We start from the raw sequence: 21,138 nt of genomic DNA, 5'->3' as shown, positions 1-21,138 counted from the left end.
AGGCAAGTGTCGATGCCACATTCAATAGCCAATGTCATACCGCCAAGTGGCTGGATATGTCTAGATTCATCAGGCAATACGATAGAGCCATCAAAGGCCACCATATCGTTGGACAATCGTGGACTGGCCTATGGTGATGGGTTCTTTACCACTATGGGTGTCATCGATGGTCAGATATTGTGGCTAGATTATCATCATCAGCGTCTTGTCTCTCATAGCAAGGCATTGCATATTGAGCTAGACAGCCGTTCACTACTGGCTACATTACAAACGTATGCTAAGCAATTGCAGCAAGGTATGCTCAAGCTGATTGTCACGCGTAGCATGCAAGACATCCGTGGTTATGGCTATACGCCAAGCGCGTCCGGTAGTGCGTGTGACATTTGGCTGAAATCCTCTGCAATGACTGTCGCGACCGCTGAGCCACTATGTCTACCTGATGGTCGTTCAATTCCTATACAGCCTAGTAGTGCTGCTATTTGCTTATCTTCGCAGCTCTCCTGCTTACCACCGCCGCTTGCGGGACTCAAAAGCCTCAATCGTCTGGATAATGTGCTGGCGAGTGGTGAGTTACAAGGTATCAAAGCTCAAATATCAAAATCCAATACGGAACAGAGCATCGGCGAGGGTCTGTTACGTGATATGAGTGGGCAGTGGGTTGAAGGTACGATGAGCAACGTGTTTTATCAATTGTCAGAATCACCATACGCAGCATCAGAAAAACTATCTACGCTTCCACCTCATCGAGGTAATGCAAATTATCTGATCACTGGTCAATGGTACACGCCCTCTATGACCCAATCGGGTGTCGCTGGCGTTATGCGGCAAGTGATTATCGATGCTTTATCAAGTACGGAATATCCAATCGTGATAAGGCCGCTACAAGATGAAGATTTACCGCAATTAACGCAGGTTTTCTTTTGCAATGCATTACGTGGCATCATGCCAATGAGCCGTTTGACGTTGCTGTCAGGTATGGTTGTGGGGTTTGAATAACTGTCACATATCAGCCAAATAAAACAATCTACTCTCTCCCAAAAATATTAAATTTAGTATCGATAAAATCATCGGGATATAAAATGATGTCTTCGTTTCGATATATTTCTCGCGCTTTTAGTAGGGCAGTTTCACTATTTTCTGCAACCACTTCTACAAGAGCACTCATCGTCTCGACAATCTCTATTTGAAATTTTTGTGCTGCTTTCTCATCTTTTTTCATCGTATTCACTTTCATTTCTCACAAATAACTTCAGTCATCAATGCCAACTAGATTAGCAAAAGTACTCAAAAGAAGTGATCGTCTTTTGTTACGTGGACTTGTGTCTTAAAGCAAATCGATCAATGATCCTATTTTTAAAAAAGGATAAAATCGCATGCGCTCAGTCTATGAAGAAACTAGAATTCCACTACAAATTCGTCGCTTGATGGTTTTTGATGAAATTTGCAAACTGGCTAAAAGTAAGCCTGATGAAATTGTGCATTTATCACCTTATACCCAATTATCATTTGGTGTGATGTATTTACTAGACTTTAAAAGATTTGTCGCCTTCGGTGGTATGTTCGAGTATGCGTACACGCGAGAGGAGGTTATTGAGCAGCGTATTTCTGTCATTCCTAATGATGAGCTAGTGATGTGTTCACTGACAGTCAACTTAAAAGCTTTTAACAAGCCTGCTCGCAATGCAGTTGGGCTTTTATTGCAGTGGAATGATTATGTGAAAAATAGAATGCATGCTTACGTTGATTATCGTGAAGAGCATTTTTTCAAAATTAATGACGAGATTGATTGGAATTACCCAGCGCATAAGTTTCATCAGCGCCTTGTTGCCACTGCAAGATTACCGCTATGGGATGATAGAGATGAGCTAATTGCCGATGTATACCGTGATAGAAAAGGAAAGCCGAGACCTGAGCGCTACAATGAGAAGCGATTAGTATAACTTTCGATAGTGACCACGGCTCACAAATTCAATAATGCCTCTATCACGTAATATTTGTAGTTGCTGACGGATTTTATCTGGAATGTGATTATTCTCAGGGTGTTTGCATTTTAACTCGTCAGCAAAACCATAAACTTGCTTTAGCGAAAAATTAGTATCAAGTCTATCGATACACTGCCAGATGTCTAATGTCCAACCACGAGAATCGACAGACTGTTTTCGTAAAAACAAGGTTTTTTTAAATTGTTGGCTGACCTCTTCGCGTGGTATGACTTGCTGATTTTTGACCAAAAATACTTTGCCTGATTCTGGTACTTGGCGCAAGTCAATATTACAGCCGACCCAACCTGCGCGTTTGGCAGTCGCTGATAACGGCTTACGTTTGATAATAATATCCGGCTTAAAGAACTGCTTAGGAATAATCAAAAAGTTATTGACGGTATATTCTTTTGAGTATGTCAGGAAGAAAAAATTGGGATTGTCTGCATTATTGATGCGTTCAATCATCGTCTTATAAGCACCATCATTGATGATATGACTTAATTTAGATTTTTTACTTTTTAGCTCATACTGCTCACTACAGTGTGAGCAATAAAAATCCGCAACAGGTTTGCCGTTCGTAAATTCTGATAATGGTTGAGCATTACAGTTAGGGCAGTAGCTATTGGTTGCGACCCAGTTTTCACTTAATACCCGAATTATTTGACTAGGTGATTTATAGTTTTTGGCAAGACTTTGATTAAAATGTAGGTTCATAAGATATTTTCATTATTGATAGATAAGCTGAGAATACTGAAAAAAGCGCCTGAGTATTAAGCCATATAAATGAGCATCAATAGCAAGATAATTCATAAGCTAAGCAAATACCATTGAAAATCGCACGGTTCAGTGCTAAATTCTAGCAAACATCTGCCTCGCGAGTTGCCATGAGCACACCTACACCTGAAACGCCTCCTGAACGTCCTAATAATGAGCCATCTAATAAAAAAGATAGCAGCGTTGAGGAGCGTGTCGATACCACACTACCGGACTCGCAGCCGGTAGTGGATAAGGTGGAGGATAAGCCCGCGACCAATGTCTCACTGATCAGCGGAGAGAGTAAGCCGCGCCAATATAGAGTGGATAATCAATCGTTCTTTATGCAGCGTGGTTATCAGGTGTTGCTCGTGCTTGGGCTGATTGCTGCTTTTTTCTTAGTGATGGTCTATCAGACATTGTTTGGACGTATCGAACAGCCAGCAAAGAAAGTCACGATTGAGCAGGGTCAGACTTACTATGGTCTATTGCCGCAGTGGCAACAGCAGATTCCGCTGTTTTCTGCCAGCGTGGCCAAGCTTTATATCAAGTCGCAAGTCGATGCGCCATTACATTCGGGCATTTACCAGCTACCAGAAAATCCCACGATTGCCGAAGCGTTGCAAGTACTAGCACAAGGTGCAAAAGCGGCGATGGTAAAGGTACAAATTATCGAGGGTAAAACCTCTAAAGACCTATATCAGACACTACGTGATAATGATGGCATCAAAAAAGAAGTACTGACTGCTGATAGCGACAACGCCAGTATCGCCAAAGCGTTGGAGTTAGATGGCATCTTGCCAGCGTCGGTTATCAATGACAGTGATCCTATCGTCAATCACAATCTTGAAGGGTGGTTTGCCCCTGATACTTATTATTATGGTGAAGATACTACTGATAAGCAGGTATTGACAGATTTGTACAAGCGTCAGCAGCAAGCGTTGACCGAAGCGTGGGAAGGCCGTGCGCCCAACTTGCCTTATAGCACGCCTTATGAAGCGTTGGTGATGGCGTCTATTATCGAAAAAGAAACCAGTGTGGCAGAAGAGCGTCCGTTGGTGTCGGCGGTATTTAGAAACCGTCTGAATCAAGGCATGCGCATGCAAACCGATCCGACCATTATCTACGGTATGGGCAGCCGCTATGATGGCAATATTCGTCGCAAAGATATCAATGAAAAGACCTCTTATAACACCTATCAAATTGATGGCTTGCCACCAACGCCAATCGCACTACCATCAGCTGCTTCTATCGAGGCAACTCTGCATCCTGCAGACAGCGAAGCATTATATTTTGTCGCGACTGGTACAGGTGGACACAAATTCACCAATAGCTTAGCTGCGCACAATCAAGCGGTAAAAGACTATCTAAAAGTCATGCGCGAAAAGAAAGCACAAGCAGCATCACAGTAAATTAGTCCGTCTCTTTCTTAAAACCTATCATTTACTGAGCGTTATGCAATTATCTACATAACGCTCATCAATGACATAAGGTCATATCATGTCAGCACCTATGCAAGACCATTTATCTCAAACAACCTCATCCAAAGAAACCCATGACACCATGCCCAATCAAGGACGTTTTATCAGTTTTGAAGGCACCGAAGGCGTGGGGAAAACCACCGCAATTGAACAGTTATGCTTACGACTAGAGGACAGTGGCATCCAGTATCTGCGAACCCGTGAGCCAGGTGGCAGTCCATTTGCAGAGCGTTTACGAGAGATACTATTAGATCCTACGACTGATATTAATGATGATACCGAGCTGTTGCTACTATTCGCCGCCCGCTGTGATCACCTACAGCAAGTGATTATACCCGCGCTACAAGGTGGCACATGGGTGATATGTGACCGTTTTACTGATTCAACCATTGCGTATCAAGGCTTTGGTCGTGCACATGGGGATGAGGCAGTACGAGCCAAGATTGATGCGCTCATCGAGCAGTTTGTGCCACAGCTGCCTGAGCTAACATTGTGGTTGGACTTACCAGTATTAGAAGGTATGGCACGCGCTAATAAGCGTAGTGCTGCAGATCGTTTTGAGCAACAAGCGACCGAGTTTTTTACGTGGGTACATAAAGGTTTCGGTGCACTTGCCACCCAGTATCCTGAGCGCATCCAGCGTATTGATGCGTCAGGCACTGCCGATGAAGTGGGTGCGCGTATATGGTCAACGGTACAAGATAAGTTAGATATTAAATAGCTGTTTTCATAGTGAAATTCTGATCTGCTAGATTTTGATTATTTATTATAGTAGATATTTTTGTCAAAATCACCGCCATAAAAAGCCCCAACATTACGTTGGGGCTTTTGTGTTTTTTAAACCATTAATATAGTAGGTAAATAGCCACTCAAAAAGTGATCATCATTATTTATTTACTGGCTATTTTCTAGCTATTTACTCTTATTTCTCTTTATTATTTACTTCGTTATCTACCTTGCTTTCTAAGCTCGTTGGCTTGGTATCATTAGCAGTTTCGATGTCAGCACTTTTGGCATTGTCTTGACCAGAGTCAGGTAAGCGATTTGGATCAAGCGCGCCTTTTTTGGTCTTGGGTGCACTACCATTACCGTTAGCATTGCTATTGCTAGATGCCTTAGTTTTGGAGACAGCAGTTGAATTCGCTGACATCACCCCTTTATTAGCAGACTCATCTTTTGGTTCGACAGTTTTGTCAGTAGTCGTTGCTGGCGATGTTGAAGAGTCTTTAGACTCAGCATTATTACTTGAATTACCTAATGAGTCACTAGCGGTGTTTTGCTCAGTGCTTTTCTGCTCAGCGCCTTTTTCTTTGTCGCTATCCGTCGCTTGCTCGGCTGCATCAGCACTTTCATCGCTCAGCTCTTTCTCTTTACGCTTTTCCGGTGCTTTTGAGCTAGATTCAAAGTTGGCATCTGCCGCCATACGTGCTTGCTCTTGCTTCGGTGTCACATCTACTGGCTTTGGCTGTACTTCATCCTCTACCACTAGTGAGATAAGCTTACGATCGCGTGGTACGATGCCATCGAACTTATCGGTAATGACGTGTAACTTGCCTTCCTTGTCTATGGTATAGAGCGGGACAAATTGCTTGTTATCCGCTTTATATTGTTCAAAGGTATAGCTATCAGTGATGTTAGTAATTTTGATACGCGCCTTTTTCGACAGCATGCTGGCAAGCTTGGTATAAGTTGCATCTTTGCCAAATAGCCACTGCGATTGAAAGCTCGACTGCTTGTCTTCACGTTCGCTTCTGGCTTTTTCATCGCTGAATTTGAGACGATATAATTTGCGCTCACCAAATTCATGACGATAATGAATCTCGGACAACGTGTTCATTTCCTTGTCCATACTCATGGCAAACAAACGCCCAATACCGATAAGATCAAGGTGATGATCGGCATGGTCAGAGATGGGGTTACCAAAATAAGTACGCAAACCACTCATGCGTGCACGGGCAATATTGGTATAGTTATTGTGCGCAACAATGACATCAAAGCCTTGGTCTTTTAAAGACGTGGCTATCAATAATGCGATGGGGTTTGAACCGACGATAAGAATACCGTTGGTCTCAGGCTCACGGACACCAAGCAAGTTGCCGACCACTTTTGAGCCTAAGCCCTGAATCATAACCGTACCAATAATGACCATAAATACTAATGGTACGAGCAGCTCAACACCTTGAATATCATACTCTTGCAAGCGAATCGCAAACAGTGATGAAATGGCCGCAGCGACGATACCACGTGGTCCAATCCAACTAATCATCAGCTTTTCATTGGTCTTGAGGTTTGAGCCGATAGCCGATGCCCAAACAGACAGTGGACGCGCCACAAACATAACGATAGCGAGTAGCACTAAGCCTGCAAAGCCCACACTCATTAAGCTTGCCAGTTCTACACGTGCAGCGAGAATAATAAAGAGCACAGAAATTAGTAGAATAGTTAAAGATTCGTTGAACTCTAGAATGGTTTCACGTGGGAATTTTGGCCAGTTTGCCAATGCCACACCCAATACAGTAACGGTCAATAGACCGGACTCGTGCTCTAAATGGTTGGATATTGAGAACAGAACCAAGACAAAGGCAAGAGTAAAGACATTGCGTAAAAACTCAGGAATCATATGGCGGCGCATGAGAAACGCCAGTACCCAAGCGCCCGCCATACCCATTGCAGTCGCCAATACAACGATTTTAGCAAACAGTAGAATGCTACTGGCTTCGCCGCCAGAGATAATATATTCATAGACCAATACCACCGCAATGGCGCCGATTGGATCAATGATGATACCTTCCCATTTTAGGATGTTAGATATCGTCTTATTCGGGCGCACACTACGCAGTAGCGGCATAATGACCGTTGGGCCAGTCACGCAAACCAGCGCACCGAATAGCAAGGCGATCAGTGGATCGACATCAAATAGTAGATAGGTCGATAACGCGACGATAGCGATGGTAATCAGTACGCCAACCGATACCAGCATTTGCACAACAGTACCGTGTTGTTTAATCTCATCGAACTCCAAGGTCAGCGAGCCTTCAAAGAGAATAATCGCCACACCCAAAGAGATGAAGGGGAACATCAGCTCCCCCAATACCAAGTCGGGATCGAAGATACCCAGTACAGGACCTACGATAATACCAATCAGTAATAAAAATAAAATGGACGGTTGCTTTAAATACCAAGCCAACCATTGGGCGGCGATGCCAATCCCAACCACGCCAGATAATAATAGGGCGGTATCCATAAATTGATCCTTTTATAATCTTGTCATATTTTATATCTATCAATCGCTCTTTAGCACCTATCTATAGAGGCACGTTTTACAAAAGCTGAGCGACAACAATGGCCAAGTGACAATAATGGTTAAGTGACAACAATGACAACCATCATGAATCATAACGTGAGCCAGATATGATATATATACTATAAAGTAATAGAGACAAACGCATTCCTAGACAAATAATGCCCATCCCAAGAAATACAATTAGCAGTGTCAACATTGCTTGTGCTACTGGCTTGGCTTACGAGCGGTAGTACCTGCACTTGTTTTACTGCTATTCAAATTTTTAGAAATGGTATAAGCGTCTCTAGACATGCAAAAGATGAAAAATAAGGGTGATGATAGCCAATTCTATAAATATATAGTCCGTAATAATAATGGCTATTAACCTACGTTTTTTATAAAGTTATTAGGCTTGCCATCATAACATGATTTTATTTCATACCTACTAAGGCTGAGCTTACCACGACACAGTTTATCCACTATGACACTGCCACATCGTCAACTATATAAAGGTATTGCTTGTACTCGGCTGTCTTGTATCGATATTATAGTGGGTTGATTATAGTATTGAGCAACCACAACAGGGTATAGAACCATTATGAAATAACCAATCCTTGGGTTATCCTGAATTACTGAAATGATAGCAAAATAACGTGATGGTTTATCATACAGTAGCGGCATTTATCGTGCATGTAGCTTGTATCGTGAATTCACTATGAAAGAGTTGCAGCAACGGTTGCCATGCAAAGGCAATAAAATATAGATATAGATATAGCATGCAGACAAGCTAAAAAATATTAAGATGGCTTAAGCTAAAGTCACATTTTTTACCTGTCTTATAATGGCTCTAGAGAATAACCAGAACCAATTTATTAACATTGACAATAATAACAATCATGATCACTCATATGGAGGATGGTATGCGTACAGATATGTTTACAGCACAATCTAAATTGAATATGCAGCATTGGTTACAGCGTAGTGCGTTGGCGCTTGCTGTCAGTACATCTATGGTCGTTGGTATGACTGCCACGACTATGACCAGTGCTCAAGCGGCGATCAGCACTGCAGACTTCTCTGACTTGGTACAACAAGTCACTCCCGCAGTGGCCCGTGTGAACGTCACAAAAACGATTAGTGAAGCTGAGCTTGCCAAGGCTCAGACAGCTGAGCTGCTACGTCAGTTTTTTGGCGATCGTCTAAGTATCCCTGAACAGGCTACCATGCCCGCGATTGAGCATGCTTATGGCACAGCTTTTTTTGTCAGCTCTGATGGCTACATGCTGACCAACCATCATGTGGTGGAAGGCGCAGATAAAATCACGGTCACGCTCAATGATAGAACCGAGCTAGATGCGGTCTTAATCGGTAGTGATGAGCGCTCAGATGTTGCAGTGTTGAAAGTCGTGGGTAATAAATTCCCACCTCTCCCTATCGGTGACTCGAATGCGCTGAGAGTAGGGGAGCCTGTATTAGCGATTGGTTCACCATTTGGTTTTGATTACTCGGCATCCGCTGGTATCGTCAGTGCCAAGTCGCGCAGTTTTTCGCGTGAGACCAGTGTGCCATTTATTCAAACAGATGTGGCACTGAACCCCGGTAACTCAGGTGGTCCACTGTTTAACCAGCGCGGTGAAGTTATTGGTATCAACTCGCGTATTTTTAGCGGTACTGGTGGTTATATGGGGCTGTCGTTCTCGATACCGATTGACGCGGCAATGGATATCTATCAGCAGCTAAAAACAGATGGCGAAGTGGTGCGTGCTTATTTAGGTATTTATCCTCAAGATATCGATCGTAATCTAGCTGAGGCTTATAAGCTGTCTCGCCCGCAAGGTGCTTTATTGACACGTGTGTCACCAGACTCACCAGCACAAAAGGCTGGTCTAAAACCTGGTGATATTATTTTGCAATATAACAATGTGCAGATTATGCAGGCCTCAGATTTATTGAATCTGCTAAATCGAGCTAAGCCAAGTGATGCATTCCGTGCGCAGATTCAGCGTAATGGTAAGCAGATGATGGTCAGTGGCCAGCTTGCATATGCACCCGATGATGTAAGAGCTCAAGGCGGTGATCAACAGAATGACGATGTACAGCTGGGCTTACGTCTACGTAACTTGACTGTTGATGAGCAAGCTGAAATCGCCGTGGATCATAAAACAGGCATTTTGGTGACGACAGTTGACCCTACTGGGCTTGCTGCACGTTCAGGTATATTAGCAGGAGATGTAATTACCAATTTTCATCAAAAACCAATTAAGGAAGTGACTGACTTTTCAGATGCTATTTCATCGCTGCCTGAAAAAGGCGTGGTGACGATGGAAGTCATCCGTCAAGGTATCCCTGCGATTATCGGGTTACGGATTGAGTAGTCAGTAGGGTAGCGATAATCAATTCCTTATAAAAGAGAGATCAAGTGCATTTTGCTTGAAGTCGCTTATATACAGCGATACTTGGTTGTCTTGGCTCTCTTTTAAATTGAATGACCGATGCGAGAGATAGTATTAAAAACTGTATGAGTAAACAAATTGTGACAGTGAGCGTCGATAATTGTACTTGTCTATCGTAGAGGCTGACCTCTATAATGGCTGATTTTTTATCCCATGATTGAAAGTGTGTCTTTAGCGAAATAGAAGACTATTTCGATAGATAATCATTTTGATGGGTTAAACGCTCCATATTATGGTTGTTATTACAATCGAAGCGCGCCCTTATAAACTATTACAACCTATGATAAACGTACGCATGGAGTGATTTATTTAGCAGGCCATGCGCTCTAATATAGGATTGACTATAAGCTGTTTGATAGGCTCATACCGTTACACGACCATCAGGTAATTATGACTGACCATGTTTTATATATACTAGGTATCTCTACGTCAGCAGCATTGCTAGCGTACATCGTACTGTGGTCAATATTACAAACGTTCAATGCTAATCCTACCAAGCGATTTTTGCGTATCTGGGTGAAACTGGTACTCTATTACGCAGCCTATACCATGCCCGTTTGGATCGTATTAATGGTGATAGGTTGGTCACAGAATATGCTACCCGTATTGGCAGCGTTGTCCGTACCATCATTGCTGATAGCTATATTCGCAATGGGAATGTACTTTTATACTGTAGTGGTGCAGCCTAATTGTTTACGAGTAGAGCATCATGCTGTTGATTTAAATTTAGCAAAGCCACTTACTGTCGCTGTGCTAGCTGACTTACGCATTGGGATATATAGCGGTAAGCCGCGCCATATTCGTAAGCTTGTTGCCACTATCAATGCTTTGTCAGCGGATGCCGTATTGATTACAGGTGACTGGCTGTATTATCCAAGTGCAGATTTGGTTGGGCAGCTCATGCTGTTCAAAGCGGTCAATAAACCTGTCTATACGGTGATGAGTACGTCGGATCTGTGCTATCAATCGATTAATACGACCAAGCAAGGTCAGCCACTGTTGGAAGATACGTTGGCCAGCACTTTTGATGTACTTGATATCAGTTATATCGGTCAGCAGTGTACCTCGTTGCCGCTTAAGACTATGGATATCGGCGCGGTGAATAGCCGACCATTGAACCAAGATATTCTTAGACAGCAAGATAGTGATGCCAACTCAGTGGTCGCAGCGCTCTGCGGCTGGCAAGATATCCCTCAGAGACTCGCTGATATTGATGACTCAAACACGGCTGCAAAAGTAGCGCTTGGTGCTGAAATCGCCAATGCTATCAACCCTGTTATTATTTTGGCTTCACGGTTTGATAGTCTCAGCGACTTGCCCAAATCTTTACAGCCGCGACCGTTATTGATTACGGGTGCTGCGAAAGCCACTCAAGAGAACAGTTGGTGGGCACAAAAAACCCAAGACGTGCAACAGAGCGATGAGCAATCGACTTTGTCAAATAACAGTCGGTTGGGTAAGCAGCGAGGTTTATATCAACATGCCAGTGCGCAGATATTCGTCAGTAGCGGTATAGGCACACGAGGGCTGCCTTTTCGGTTGTATCGCCCCACTATCGATGTGTTGACAATTCGTTAATATGTGCCAAAATTCTTATAAGTGCTCATCCATTGCGCTAAACTGAATGTTAAGTAATAATGTCAGTATTGATGTGCTTTTTTGAGCATTATCTGGGCATTATGGGACAAGAGAGGCGACGTGTTATTTGCTGCATAATAACCATATTGACCGTCAATTGATTGATAGCGGTCAAATTAAAATATGCTACACTAGCAGGCGTTTTTATTATTTAATTTTTATTGCTGAATAAGCCTTATCAGTCATTGGCAAAAGCAACGTCAATACGGATTTGAGCACATCATTATTTATGTGGCGGCTGCTTTTGCAGTAGAAAAATGTTTATTTTAGAAAGATACTTATTTTAAAAGTATATTTTTTAGAAAGTTACTTAGCACTACCATCAGGCAAGACATTGCTAATTGCGTTTATGGCTGCACATAATATTATGTGCAGCCATAAGCATGAGAATTGGCTCTTGCAAACGACCTATCATGTGACAGCTTTGACAAAAGCTAGGATAATACAGTAAGGCACGGTTATGAGCACAGCATACGACGAGATCAAAACCCGACTACAAGGCTCAATGGTAGCTTTGGTAACGCCCATGCATCCTGACGGCAAGGTTGATTATAAACGTTTGGCAGATCTCATAGATTGGCAGATTGAACAAGGCACCCATTGCTTAGTTGCTGTCGGTACCACTGGTGAGTCAGCGACACTGTCTATGCAAGAGCATAGCGATGTGATTCGCTACTTTGTACAGCATGTCAAAGGTCGTGTACCGGTCATTGCTGGTACAGGCGCTAACAATACAATGGAAGCCATCAAGCTGACTCAAGATGCAGCCGATGCTGGTGCAGACTGCGCATTGCTCGTAGCACCTTACTATAATAAACCACCTCAAGAAGGTTTGTTCCAACATTATAAAGCCATCGCTGAAGCGGTAAATATTCCGCAGATGCTTTATAACGTACCAGGACGCACAGTCGTTGATATCGCCCAAAATACCGTTGAGCGTTTATGTGATATTGACAATATTGTGGCCATTAAAGATGCGACCGGCTCTGTCAGCCGCGGTGAGCAATTGATTAAAGCCGTTGGTGATAGAATGGTTGTATTGTCAGGTGATGACGGCACTGCGCTTGAATTGATGAAATTCGGCGGTAAAGGCAACATCTCAGTAACGGCCAACGTCGCACCGAAAGCGATGAGCGAGACGTTTACGGCTGCGCTCCGTGGTGATTTTGATGCTGCTAATAAAGTACATGATATCGTTAAACACTTACATCGTGACTTATTCATCGAATCAAGCCCTATCCCAGCTAAGTACGCCTTACATAAAATGGGCATAATCGATAAGGGCATTCGTCTGCCATTGGTTTGGCTAGCGGAGCAACATCATGCGACTATTGATGAAGCATTGGTTCGTGCTAACTTAATATAGATTCGTTTGAATTTGCTATAAAATTGAGCGCTATAAATGCTAAGTCAGTCACTGATGATAGGCTTAGCAATATCTATATGACCTCATACACACGATAAGCCAAATAAGCAATCATTGCTAACTCAGAGAGATAATATGATGAACAGCTCATCAAAGACCACAAAAATATTCCCTGCGATGCTGACCTTGATACTAGGAAGTACGCTAGTATTGAGCGGCTGCCAAGCGACTAAAAACTTACTTGGTAAGCGTGACAACGGTAGCTTAGAGTATCAGCAAAGCAAAAAGCTTGCGCCAATAGAGCTGCCAGCTGCTACAGAAACAGCACCTTTCGTACCCTTATACGCCACACCTGACGCAGGTGCAAATACGCTAAAACTAGCGAACGAATCTGGTAGCCAGTATAAATTACCACAGCCTCAGCGTGCTGTAAGCGGTCTTCCGAATTAAAACTATTTCCCTATTTTTACCGTTGGTTTTTTATACTTGTTAATTTAACTATTAATACCGTCATATAAAAACTAGCGGTAGCTGCGCGTTTTTACCACATAAGCTTGAACGAACAGGAACTCTCATAATGCAAAAGCAACAACTGCTGTATAAAGGTAAAGCCAAATCCGTCTATGAAACAGAAGACAATGATCTTTTGATTTTACATTTCCGTGATGATACATCAGCGCTTGATGGTAAGCGTATCGAACAGTTAGCACGCAAAGGCGTGGTCAACAACCGTTTCAATGCTTTTATTATGCAAAAGCTGGCTGATGCTGGCATCGAAACGCATTTTGAAAAGCAATTGTCTGAAGACGAAGTGTTGGTCAAACGTCTAGATATGATTCCGGTTGAGTGTGTCGTACGTAACTTTGCTGCTGGTAGCTTGGTTCGTCGTTTGGGTTTAGAAGAAGGCCAAGCATTGACGCCGCCTACTTATGAGCTATTTTATAAAGACGATGCGCTTGGTGATCCAATGGTCAATGAGTCACTATCTGTATCTCTTGGTTGGGCAACTGAAGCACAATTAGCAAGAATGGAAGAGCTGACTCATCAAGTGAATGATGTATTAAAAGCATTGTTTGATGCAGGCGATTTGATACTGGTTGATTTCAAGCTAGAGTTTGGTGTGTTCCATGACCGCATCGTTTTAGGTGATGAGTTCTCACCAGATGGCTGCCGTATTTGGGATAAAATCACCAAGAAAAAATTGGATAAAGATCGTTTCCGCCAGTCACTAGGTGATGTTATTGAAGCTTATGAAGAAGTGGCTAACCGCATTGGTGTACCATTAAGCTAAGCGATTAAGTTTCATAACATACAATAAAAGACTGAGCCATGTGCTCAGTTTTTTTATGGCATCATATTAATGTGTGTACCGTAGTGAGGACTTGAGTCTTCATATCTAGGCTATATACGCTAGTAAATACATCTATTAAAATAATGACAGTGTACTTCGTGGTGTACATGCAGTAATTATTATACATGGCTCATATCCAAGAAGTACTATGAAAAAGAGTCTTAAATGATTATTGCAGCCCCATGGATAATGATGAACTACTATATTACTTACAGAGATATTTAGACAGACCAGTCAATAACAGAATAAGCTATTTAAAATTTACCACGTGATTTGCTATGATATAGCACACTTTAAACCTTTGATTCTTCAAAGTTGAATATTGTCAGTAAAGGTATGACATTACTAAAATTTAGTTTCCTCTAGCTTTAAACGATAAGTTATTACGGTAATGGTGCGAATATATGAGTAACCGAAAGTATAACAAACGACTAGCAGCTTATGAATTAAAGTTGGAACCTATCATTGAGACAATACGAATTGAACGTGAAATAGAGCGAAAAAAACTCGCTTTAAAAAGTAATAGTCGAGCACTAAAAAATAGTGAACGATACATGCTGTCACAGGGATGTGATGAAAAGGATAAAACTGAGCTATCGGATGAGCTCAATACTATGTTGATGACAACTGCTAGTAGATCCTTTACTCAAAAAGACTATGAGGAAGGTATTCTTACTATTGGAAATAGAGAGACTAGTATGGATAACTTAATTAGAAGTTTAGCAATCCAGCGTTTGCAAGAAAATGGGATTGAGCAGCCAGTTCCTGAATACCCTTTTTCAATTCGGTATCCAATGCTCAGTTTGATTATAACGACGGGGGGCTTTATGGTGTTTCTACTAATTTTATCTTATTTTATCTTGCCATCGTTGTATGAACACTTTCTTTAATTATAAGTTTAGCTAATTAACTATTATTGATATATATAGTTTTGATCAACATTTAGATATCAAGTCTAGTATACCCCAACGGAACCAGTATATTTCGTCCTTCAAGCCTATTAACAGATACTTAAAACAGACTGGTGTAATGGAACCACTCAAAACAGACTGCGATTTTCATCTGTTTATCAATAATACTTAATGACGAAACCCTCTTTATCCATAAGTATTGATGCTTACCACGCACTATTAATATTGGCCTTTCGAACACAGCTTTATAGCTTAACTCGTATAAAAAATCAAACATAGCGTAAACATTGTCCTCAATACCTTATCTTACTTTTATGCTAATTTACTAGGGCGTGTCCTCATTTTAAAAATGGTGATAAAAATGAGATAAATCGCAGTCAAACAAGAAAAATAGCGCAGATAATATCGAGATATTAGTCAGCTATTTGACGCCGTTTGGCAAGATTTAGCCATTTTTAACCCATTTAGATGACTATCGATTGAATTGAGGACACGCCCTAATACTTGTTTATTAGTATTTGGTCATGTCAATTAGATGATAAAAATAAGAAAAGGTTTCGCTAATGTCTACTGCCTCGTCAACTGTTTTAGCACCTGACTGGTTTACGCGTCCAACTTGTGTAGTCGCTGCTGACTTGGTTGGCAAAGTGCTCTGTAGAAAATTGATAGATACCGATGACACGGTGAAAGTACTGCGAATGCGTATCTCAGAGACCGAAGCCTATATCGGTGAAAGTGATCCTGCTTGTCATTCGCATGCAGGCACACGAACCTCACGTACTGAAATTATGTATGAGCAAGGCGGTGTGTTCTATGTCTATTTGACCTACGGCGTACATCATATGCTTAACTTAATCAGTGGTGCTGCAGAGTCGCCGGAGTCGGTGTTGATACGGGCTGGGTTTTTGACAGAGGATAGTGATCGTCTATTTGATGAGCAGTTGCTTAGCTCAGACAAACAGCTTAGCCATCCTAAGCAGTTTGCTGGCCCTGGGAAGCTAACCAAGCGATTGCAAATTGATCGTGATTTATATGGCAAGGTGATTGGCCCAGCGTCAGCCGTTTGGATAGAGGATGATGGGTGTCAGTCTCCAATATCGCTGCGCCCACGTATTGGTATTGACTATGCAGGTGAAGCGAAAGACTGGTTATTACGTTATGTTTGGACTGACCATGCTTCTTTATCCAAAAAATAGTATCGCCTGCAGATTGGACAGTTTATCTTTAATGTATTTCATGAGATTAATGTAGAAAGGATGGATGATATGTATAAGCTCACGGTTTTTATCCCAGAATCTGCTCTAGATCAGGTGAAGTCTGCGTTGTTTGTCGCCGGTGCAGGTACCATTGGTAATTATGAGCAATGCTGTTGGCAGGTAAAGGGAACAGGACAGTTTATGCCATTATCAGGTAGTACACCGCACATCGGTACACATGATAGCTTAGAAATGGTCGATGAATGGCGAGTTGAAATGGTCGTTGCTGAAGCGGTCATTGAAACTGTTATCGCTGCGTTAAAAGAGGCGCATCCATATGAGACACCAGCTTACGATATGATAAAGGTCTTAGATTTTTAGTACTGGGGTTGAGGACACGCTTTGGTTATACATAATAAAGCGAAAAAAAGGGCCAAATATACCAAGGGCTGGTTTATTTGACCGTAGGCATCAAGAGGTTAGTGATGCCAAAACTTTATACTCGTATCTATACTATAAGATACGAATGTTGTGAATAGTAGTGGTGTTGAAACCTAGTCTTTCTTCACCTTAATGACATTTAGATTGGGATAGCCAAGTAGTATTTCATAATCCTGTGAGCCACGTCTTGCTTCGATTTCAAACACACCGCGATTGTTCTTTTCTTCAAGCTCAATATCTTTTATACGGTAACCCATCGCGCTAACTTTTCTGATGGCTTGTTGTTTGATGGCTGGGTAGCGGGATTCTCTTGTAATATTGTCTTCGATATCATCGTTTTTATGATGCTTACTGTTTTTATGCTTACCATTGTTTTTATATTTGTCTTTTTTATCATGGTCTTTTTCGTATCTGTCATTTTTTCCAGTAGATGACCATGATTTCTTGTCTGAGCTGATAAGCCTCAGGTTAGGATATGTATACTTAAGTTCATAGGCTTGTTTACCTTTAGTGGCATAAGCCGTAAGTATCTGATTGCCTCGATAATTGCTAGCTTGAATGTCTCTGACATCATAACCTTTGCGACGTAAGTCTTGACGTAGCTGCTGACTAACGCGGTTGACGTTATTGTTACTTGTATTGCTATCACGGTACACAGGGCGATTGTCATAAGGGGAGGCAATAGTGGTACAGCCGACTATCGTGCCCAACAAAGCAACTGCAAGCCCTGATGAAAGAATCGTCTTTATGGTGGAGCGTTGTAGTGTTCTCATAATGAATCTTCCTATTGTTTGGTATAGCACAGCGACTGTGTATTTTTAACTATGTATTCTTAACTTGGTATGCTTAATTTAATAGATTTGACATCTAATATATTGGTATTCACTACTATACTGGTGAAAATATCTTGCCTAGCAACGGTCTTTTGATAATCCAACTAATGATGAAATATTTACTTACATTATCAATCATAAGGTATAAAGCTTGGTGTTAGATGTCATTTACGTTAAGAAGTTGTAAATGAACAAACGAGTCATGCGTTAGACATAGTCTCCAAGACAAGCCGTTGAGCAACATAATACAAAGAGATTCAACTAATAAAATACTCAATTAATAATAAGGAAAAAAATGCCACTCAAACTTATTTTGTTTTCAGGATTTGCAGGTGCAACGGTATTTATAGGTGGACTACTGGCCAATATGTTTGACCATCATATTAAAGACAGTCCGGTTAAGGCGCAGCTGGTTCATACATTAATGTCTTTTGGTGCAGGTATTATTTTGTCTGCGCTGGCATTGGTATTAGTACCCAAAGGTATGGATGAGTTAGGTGTTTGGGGCGTGATGGGATCGTTTTCATTTGGCGCTATCTTGTTTATGTTGATAGACCGAAAGCTAGCATCGTCAGGCAGTCAGCAGGCAACGTTGTTAGCGATGATGATGGATTTTGTGCCAGAGTCTATTGCTTTGGGTGCTGTCTTTGCTATCGAACCACAAATGGCATTGTTGTTGGCTATTTTCATTGGTTTGCAAAATCTGCCTGAATCTTTTAACTCGTTTCGTAACTTAGTGCGCAGCGGTTTTAGTGTGCGAAAGACATTGACCATATTTTTTGGTTTAAGTTTTTTTGGTGTCATCTCAGCACTTATTGGGCATTTTTTATTGAGTCAACATCCCAATATCACTGCACACCTAATGACGTTTGCGAGTGGTGGCATTCTTTATTTATTGATTCAAGACATCATTCCTGAAAGTAAATTAGACAATAATTATCTGACGTCACTGGGTGCCTCCCTAGGATTTTTGGTCGGCGTGGTCGGTGAAATGGTCATTTAGCCATGCAAAAGCAAGACAAGTTGGCTCATTATTAAAATGCTTGTAAGCATATGCTTACACTCAATGACGCTTATGCGACTTAACATCAGGTTAGGAATTGGGCATTATAGTCACACGGCATTAGGAAATGTGACTCAAGGATTGAGTTGACCGCATTAAGGATAATGACTGACTTATTAGCATCAGGATGATAATAATGAGTGAGGTAAGGACACATAACCTTTGCTGATAGCAGCAGTTAATGCTGTAGACGTAGTAAATAGGGCAGGATGCCCAGTATCACAATATGCTGAAGACTATGCAAGGATGTATAGGAAACAGTCGTGATAGGTAACATGGATAGTTAACAATAAAACCGCATAACAATTAATTGCTATGCGGTTTTATCGTGTCTGGGTGTTGAGAAACTTTATTAAGCTGAAGGACGAATGATTTTTTATCTGTCCGCTTGTCCTTAATATATTTATCTACCTCTACAGAAGTCATTAGCCAATAAAAAGCCGCATAGATTCTATGCGGCTTTTTGTTTTTTATCATTAAAATAAATTAGTATTTATTTTCGCGGCGCCAATCATCTACTTCGCGCTCGGCGTCGTCTTTAGCATGGCCATAACGCTCTTGTACACGGCCAACCAACTTGTCACGGCTGCCTTCAATATGCGTTAAATCGTCATCAGTTAGTTCAGCCCATTTTTGCTTTACTGAGCCTTTTAGCTGATTCCATTCACCTTTTAGCGTATGTTCATTCATTGTTGTTTTCCTTGTTTTATTGGAACGTGCTTGAGTAAGTCTTATTTTTTAACTGGTCTTATTATTGATTGTTTTTATAATTATTTGATCACCAAAGCAGTTATTTTTTATTGTTATTGACTGCCTTGTGGTAATAAATATAATCAGTTTTGACAATGGTGTCTGTACATCCAATGTTTATAGTGTTGCTTAATTATAATGAATGGCATAGGTCTGTTACCTATACCATCATTGTGTCAAAATCGGGCTCACTTGTGTTTGCAATACGTAGTAGCCACCAAGCATATTTTTATAAAATTATGATTTCAAAGCCGTTTAAATTTATAAAGTTGTTATATTGAGCGCTTAATAAGCATAAAAATATAAATAGCAATGCACCTACAATGCGTTAAATCATACGAATAACTTTTAACTTTGATATTACTGTGTGGGATTTTTAAGGGTAGCCAAATATGTGTGATAGCGTTTGGTCAGCTTTTTTAATCGAATGCGATCAGCAATGAGTGAGAATATCGGTGAAGCATCGGGTTTAGGTAGCTTGCCTTTACCCATACGCTGCAGTTGGCGCTTGATCACTGCCATAGTAGCAACAGCGCTCAAGGTTTTATCACGCCATTGCACAACTGGATTATGAGCGCTAATGGTTTCATCTTTTTTCCAATCATTGGGTAACGAAGGGTTCATGGCGAGAGCGGTGCCCATACCAACGATATCAATCCCTTGCGCGAGTACATTTTCTGCAACGGCCAAGCGTCTAACGCCACCTGTGGTCATCACTGGCATGGTAGCTACTTGCGCAATCTCTTTTGCAAAGTCTAAAAAATAGGCTTCTCGTTGTAGCGTTCTGCCATCTGCCGTATTACCCTGCATAGCAGGGCTTTCGTAACTACCACCAGACAGCTCAACCAAATCTACCGCCAACTCAGTCATGGCTAAAATAACCACTTTTGCATCGTCTGCATCAAACCCACCACGTTGAAAATCTGCTGAATTTATTTTGACCCCAATGGCAAAATTGGATGACACTTCAGCACGAACCGCTTTAATAACGGTAATCAATAGTCGCATACGGTTCTCAATTGAGCCGCCATATTCATCTTGGCGTTTATTGGTCAATGGTGATAAAAATTGAGAAATGAGATAACCATGGGCAGCATGAATTTGGACACCATCAAATCCCGCCTGTTCGGCTCTGACTGCTGTGTCTACAAAACGTTGAATGAGCTGTTCAATATCTTGCAGCGTCATGGCTCGAGGTTGGCTAAATAAACCAGAGTGCTTACCCAAGTCGATGGCCACATCAGAAGGCGACAACACATCCCCGCCCATTGCAGCATATACTTGACGGCCAGGGTGGTTTATCTGCATCCAAACGTGTGTTTTGTTTTGTCTGGCAGCCTGTGCCCATGCTGTAAAAGGGGCTATATCACTATCTTTGTCTAATACAACTCCACCAGGCCCAGTCATTGCGCGACCATCGACCATGACATTACCTGTAATCAATAATCCTGTACCGCCATTGGCCCATCGCTTATACAGACGTAACAGAGCTGGGCTCGGAATCTGCCCTGTGTCCGCCATGTTTTCTTCCATAGCAGCTTTTGCCAAGCGGTTAGGAAGGGTGGCGCCACAAGGTAATGTGAAAGGGGGAAAAACAGATGATGTCATGATGGCAACCTAAAAATTTTATTTTGTGA

19 protein-coding genes are annotated in these 21,138 nt (G+C 41.7%); 13 read left to right on the top strand and 6 right to left on the bottom strand.

The annotated features are described in order from the left end of the window. Positions 1-12 precede the first annotated feature (12 nt). Positions 13-996, top strand: coding sequence for an aminotransferase class IV (locus DFP82_RS01680; RefSeq protein WP_110921985.1), 984 nt, complete (start codon positions 13-15; stop codon positions 994-996). Positions 997-1,024: 28 nt separating this feature from the next. Here the strand turns inward: DFP82_RS01680 and DFP82_RS01675 are convergent, their stop codons facing one another. Next, complete coding sequence (locus DFP82_RS01675) at positions 1,025-1,219, bottom strand: DpnD/PcfM family protein (protein WP_110921984.1); 195 nt, start codon at positions 1,217-1,219, stop codon at positions 1,025-1,027. Positions 1,220-1,373: 154 nt separating this feature from the next. On the opposite strand from DFP82_RS01675, the gene DFP82_RS01670 reads away from it, so the two are divergent. After that, positions 1,374-1,940 carry a hypothetical protein gene (locus tag DFP82_RS01670; RefSeq protein WP_110921983.1) on the top strand — a complete coding sequence of 189 codons (567 nt, stop codon included), beginning with the start codon at positions 1,374-1,376 and terminating at the stop codon, positions 1,938-1,940. On the opposite strand, the gene DFP82_RS01665 is transcribed toward DFP82_RS01670, so the two are convergent. Then, the gene (locus DFP82_RS01665) at positions 1,932-2,696 is read right to left on the bottom strand and encodes a DpnI domain-containing protein (RefSeq protein ID WP_110921982.1); all 765 of its coding nucleotides are present in this window, start codon (positions 2,694-2,696) and stop codon (positions 1,932-1,934) included. The genes DFP82_RS01670 and DFP82_RS01665 overlap by 9 nt on opposite strands. 170 nt (positions 2,697-2,866) lie before the next feature. Here DFP82_RS01665 and mltG point away from each other — a divergent pair, with 170 nt between their 5' ends. After that, the gene (mltG, locus tag DFP82_RS01660) at positions 2,867-4,147 is read left to right on the top strand and encodes an endolytic transglycosylase MltG (RefSeq protein ID WP_110921981.1); all 1,281 of its coding nucleotides are present in this window, start codon (positions 2,867-2,869) and stop codon (positions 4,145-4,147) included. Positions 4,148-4,235: 88 nt separating this feature from the next. After that, the gene (tmk, locus tag DFP82_RS01655; protein WP_110921980.1) at positions 4,236-4,937 is read left to right on the top strand and encodes a dTMP kinase; all 702 of its coding nucleotides are present in this window, start codon (positions 4,236-4,238) and stop codon (positions 4,935-4,937) included. A gap of 201 nt (positions 4,938-5,138) precedes the next feature. Here the strand turns inward: tmk and DFP82_RS01650 are convergent, their stop codons facing one another. Beyond that, positions 5,139-7,460: a cation:proton antiporter gene (locus tag DFP82_RS01650; protein WP_245905585.1), complete on the bottom strand. Its 2,322-nt coding sequence runs from the start codon at positions 7,458-7,460 to the stop codon at positions 5,139-5,141. A 998-nt stretch (positions 7,461-8,458) separates the two neighbouring features. Here DFP82_RS01650 and DFP82_RS01645 point away from each other — a divergent pair. From DFP82_RS01645 to DFP82_RS01610, 8 genes are all read left to right on the top strand, one after another. After that, entirely contained in the window at positions 8,459-9,874 is a 1,416-nt protein-coding gene (locus DFP82_RS01645) for a Do family serine endopeptidase (protein ID WP_425450585.1), read from the top strand. 468 nt (positions 9,875-10,342) lie between these two features. Next, on the top strand, positions 10,343-11,530 hold the full coding sequence (locus DFP82_RS01640; RefSeq protein WP_110921978.1) for a metallophosphoesterase family protein: 1,188 nt from the start codon (positions 10,343-10,345) through the stop codon (positions 11,528-11,530). Between the two features lie 520 nt (positions 11,531-12,050). Further along, on the top strand, positions 12,051-12,956 hold the full coding sequence (gene dapA / locus DFP82_RS01635; RefSeq protein ID WP_110921977.1) for a 4-hydroxy-tetrahydrodipicolinate synthase: 906 nt from the start codon (positions 12,051-12,053) through the stop codon (positions 12,954-12,956). A gap of 135 nt (positions 12,957-13,091) precedes the next feature. Beyond that, the gene (locus DFP82_RS01630) at positions 13,092-13,406 is read left to right on the top strand and encodes a hypothetical protein (protein ID WP_406947802.1); all 315 of its coding nucleotides are present in this window, start codon (positions 13,092-13,094) and stop codon (positions 13,404-13,406) included. 127 nt (positions 13,407-13,533) lie between these two features. Then, the gene (gene purC, locus DFP82_RS01625; protein WP_110921975.1) at positions 13,534-14,247 is read left to right on the top strand and encodes a phosphoribosylaminoimidazolesuccinocarboxamide synthase; all 714 of its coding nucleotides are present in this window, start codon (positions 13,534-13,536) and stop codon (positions 14,245-14,247) included. A 464-nt stretch (positions 14,248-14,711) separates the two neighbouring features. Then, entirely contained in the window at positions 14,712-15,197 is a 486-nt protein-coding gene (locus DFP82_RS01620) for a hypothetical protein (protein WP_110921974.1), read from the top strand. A gap of 584 nt (positions 15,198-15,781) precedes the next feature. Continuing rightward, positions 15,782-16,414 carry a DNA-3-methyladenine glycosylase gene (locus DFP82_RS01615; protein ID WP_110921973.1) on the top strand — a complete coding sequence of 211 codons (633 nt, stop codon included), beginning with the start codon at positions 15,782-15,784 and terminating at the stop codon, positions 16,412-16,414. Between the two features lie 69 nt (positions 16,415-16,483). Further along, entirely contained in the window at positions 16,484-16,795 is a 312-nt protein-coding gene (locus DFP82_RS01610; RefSeq protein WP_110921972.1) for a YqfO family protein, read from the top strand. A 173-nt stretch (positions 16,796-16,968) separates the two neighbouring features. On the opposite strand, the gene DFP82_RS01605 is transcribed toward DFP82_RS01610, so the two are convergent. Next, positions 16,969-17,628: a hypothetical protein gene (locus DFP82_RS01605; RefSeq protein ID WP_110921971.1), complete on the bottom strand. Its 660-nt coding sequence runs from the start codon at positions 17,626-17,628 to the stop codon at positions 16,969-16,971. Positions 17,629-17,983: 355 nt separating this feature from the next. Here DFP82_RS01605 and DFP82_RS01600 point away from each other — a divergent pair, with 355 nt between their 5' ends. Beyond that, positions 17,984-18,691, top strand: coding sequence for a ZIP family metal transporter (locus DFP82_RS01600; RefSeq protein ID WP_110921970.1), 708 nt, complete (start codon positions 17,984-17,986; stop codon positions 18,689-18,691). A 546-nt stretch (positions 18,692-19,237) separates the two neighbouring features. On the opposite strand, the gene DFP82_RS01595 is transcribed toward DFP82_RS01600, so the two are convergent. Further along, positions 19,238-19,441 carry a CsbD family protein gene (locus DFP82_RS01595; protein ID WP_110921969.1) on the bottom strand — a complete coding sequence of 68 codons (204 nt, stop codon included), beginning with the start codon at positions 19,439-19,441 and terminating at the stop codon, positions 19,238-19,240. 420 nt (positions 19,442-19,861) lie between these two features. Continuing rightward, on the bottom strand, positions 19,862-21,109 hold the full coding sequence (locus tag DFP82_RS01590; protein WP_110921968.1) for an NADH:flavin oxidoreductase/NADH oxidase family protein: 1,248 nt from the start codon (positions 21,107-21,109) through the stop codon (positions 19,862-19,864). Positions 21,110-21,138 lie beyond the last annotated feature (29 nt).

Source organism: Psychrobacter fozii (assembly GCF_003217155.1).
GTDB classification, from domain to species: domain Bacteria; phylum Pseudomonadota; class Gammaproteobacteria; order Pseudomonadales; family Moraxellaceae; genus Psychrobacter; species Psychrobacter fozii.
The sequence above is the reverse complement of the archived record's forward strand: the minus strand, read 5'-3'. Positions and strand labels throughout refer to the sequence as shown.

Coding starts and splice junctions, on each gene's coding strand:
- DFP82_RS01680 (WP_110921985.1), top strand. CDS start 13: ATGCCACATTCAATAGCCAATGTCATACCGCCAAGTGGCTGGATATGT.
- DFP82_RS01675 (WP_110921984.1), bottom strand. CDS start 1,219: ATGAAAAAAGATGAGAAAGCAGCACAAAAATTTCAAATAGAGATTGTC.
- DFP82_RS01670 (WP_110921983.1), top strand. CDS start 1,374: ATGCGCTCAGTCTATGAAGAAACTAGAATTCCACTACAAATTCGTCGC.
- DFP82_RS01665 (WP_110921982.1), bottom strand. CDS start 2,696: ATGAACCTACATTTTAATCAAAGTCTTGCCAAAAACTATAAATCACCT.
- mltG (WP_110921981.1), top strand. CDS start 2,867: ATGAGCACACCTACACCTGAAACGCCTCCTGAACGTCCTAATAATGAG.
- tmk (WP_110921980.1), top strand. CDS start 4,236: ATGTCAGCACCTATGCAAGACCATTTATCTCAAACAACCTCATCCAAA.
- DFP82_RS01650 (WP_245905585.1), bottom strand. CDS start 7,460: ATGGATACCGCCCTATTATTATCTGGCGTGGTTGGGATTGGCATCGCC.
- DFP82_RS01645 (WP_425450585.1), top strand. CDS start 8,459: ATGCAGCATTGGTTACAGCGTAGTGCGTTGGCGCTTGCTGTCAGTACA.
- DFP82_RS01640 (WP_110921978.1), top strand. CDS start 10,343: ATGACTGACCATGTTTTATATATACTAGGTATCTCTACGTCAGCAGCA.
- dapA (WP_110921977.1), top strand. CDS start 12,051: ATGAGCACAGCATACGACGAGATCAAAACCCGACTACAAGGCTCAATG.
- DFP82_RS01630 (WP_406947802.1), top strand. CDS start 13,092: ATGATGAACAGCTCATCAAAGACCACAAAAATATTCCCTGCGATGCTG.
- purC (WP_110921975.1), top strand. CDS start 13,534: ATGCAAAAGCAACAACTGCTGTATAAAGGTAAAGCCAAATCCGTCTAT.
- DFP82_RS01620 (WP_110921974.1), top strand. CDS start 14,712: ATGAGTAACCGAAAGTATAACAAACGACTAGCAGCTTATGAATTAAAG.
- DFP82_RS01615 (WP_110921973.1), top strand. CDS start 15,782: ATGTCTACTGCCTCGTCAACTGTTTTAGCACCTGACTGGTTTACGCGT.
- DFP82_RS01610 (WP_110921972.1), top strand. CDS start 16,484: ATGTATAAGCTCACGGTTTTTATCCCAGAATCTGCTCTAGATCAGGTG.
- DFP82_RS01605 (WP_110921971.1), bottom strand. CDS start 17,628: ATGAGAACACTACAACGCTCCACCATAAAGACGATTCTTTCATCAGGG.
- DFP82_RS01600 (WP_110921970.1), top strand. CDS start 17,984: ATGCCACTCAAACTTATTTTGTTTTCAGGATTTGCAGGTGCAACGGTA.
- DFP82_RS01595 (WP_110921969.1), bottom strand. CDS start 19,441: ATGAATGAACATACGCTAAAAGGTGAATGGAATCAGCTAAAAGGCTCA.
- DFP82_RS01590 (WP_110921968.1), bottom strand. CDS start 21,109: ATGACATCATCTGTTTTTCCCCCTTTCACATTACCTTGTGGCGCCACC.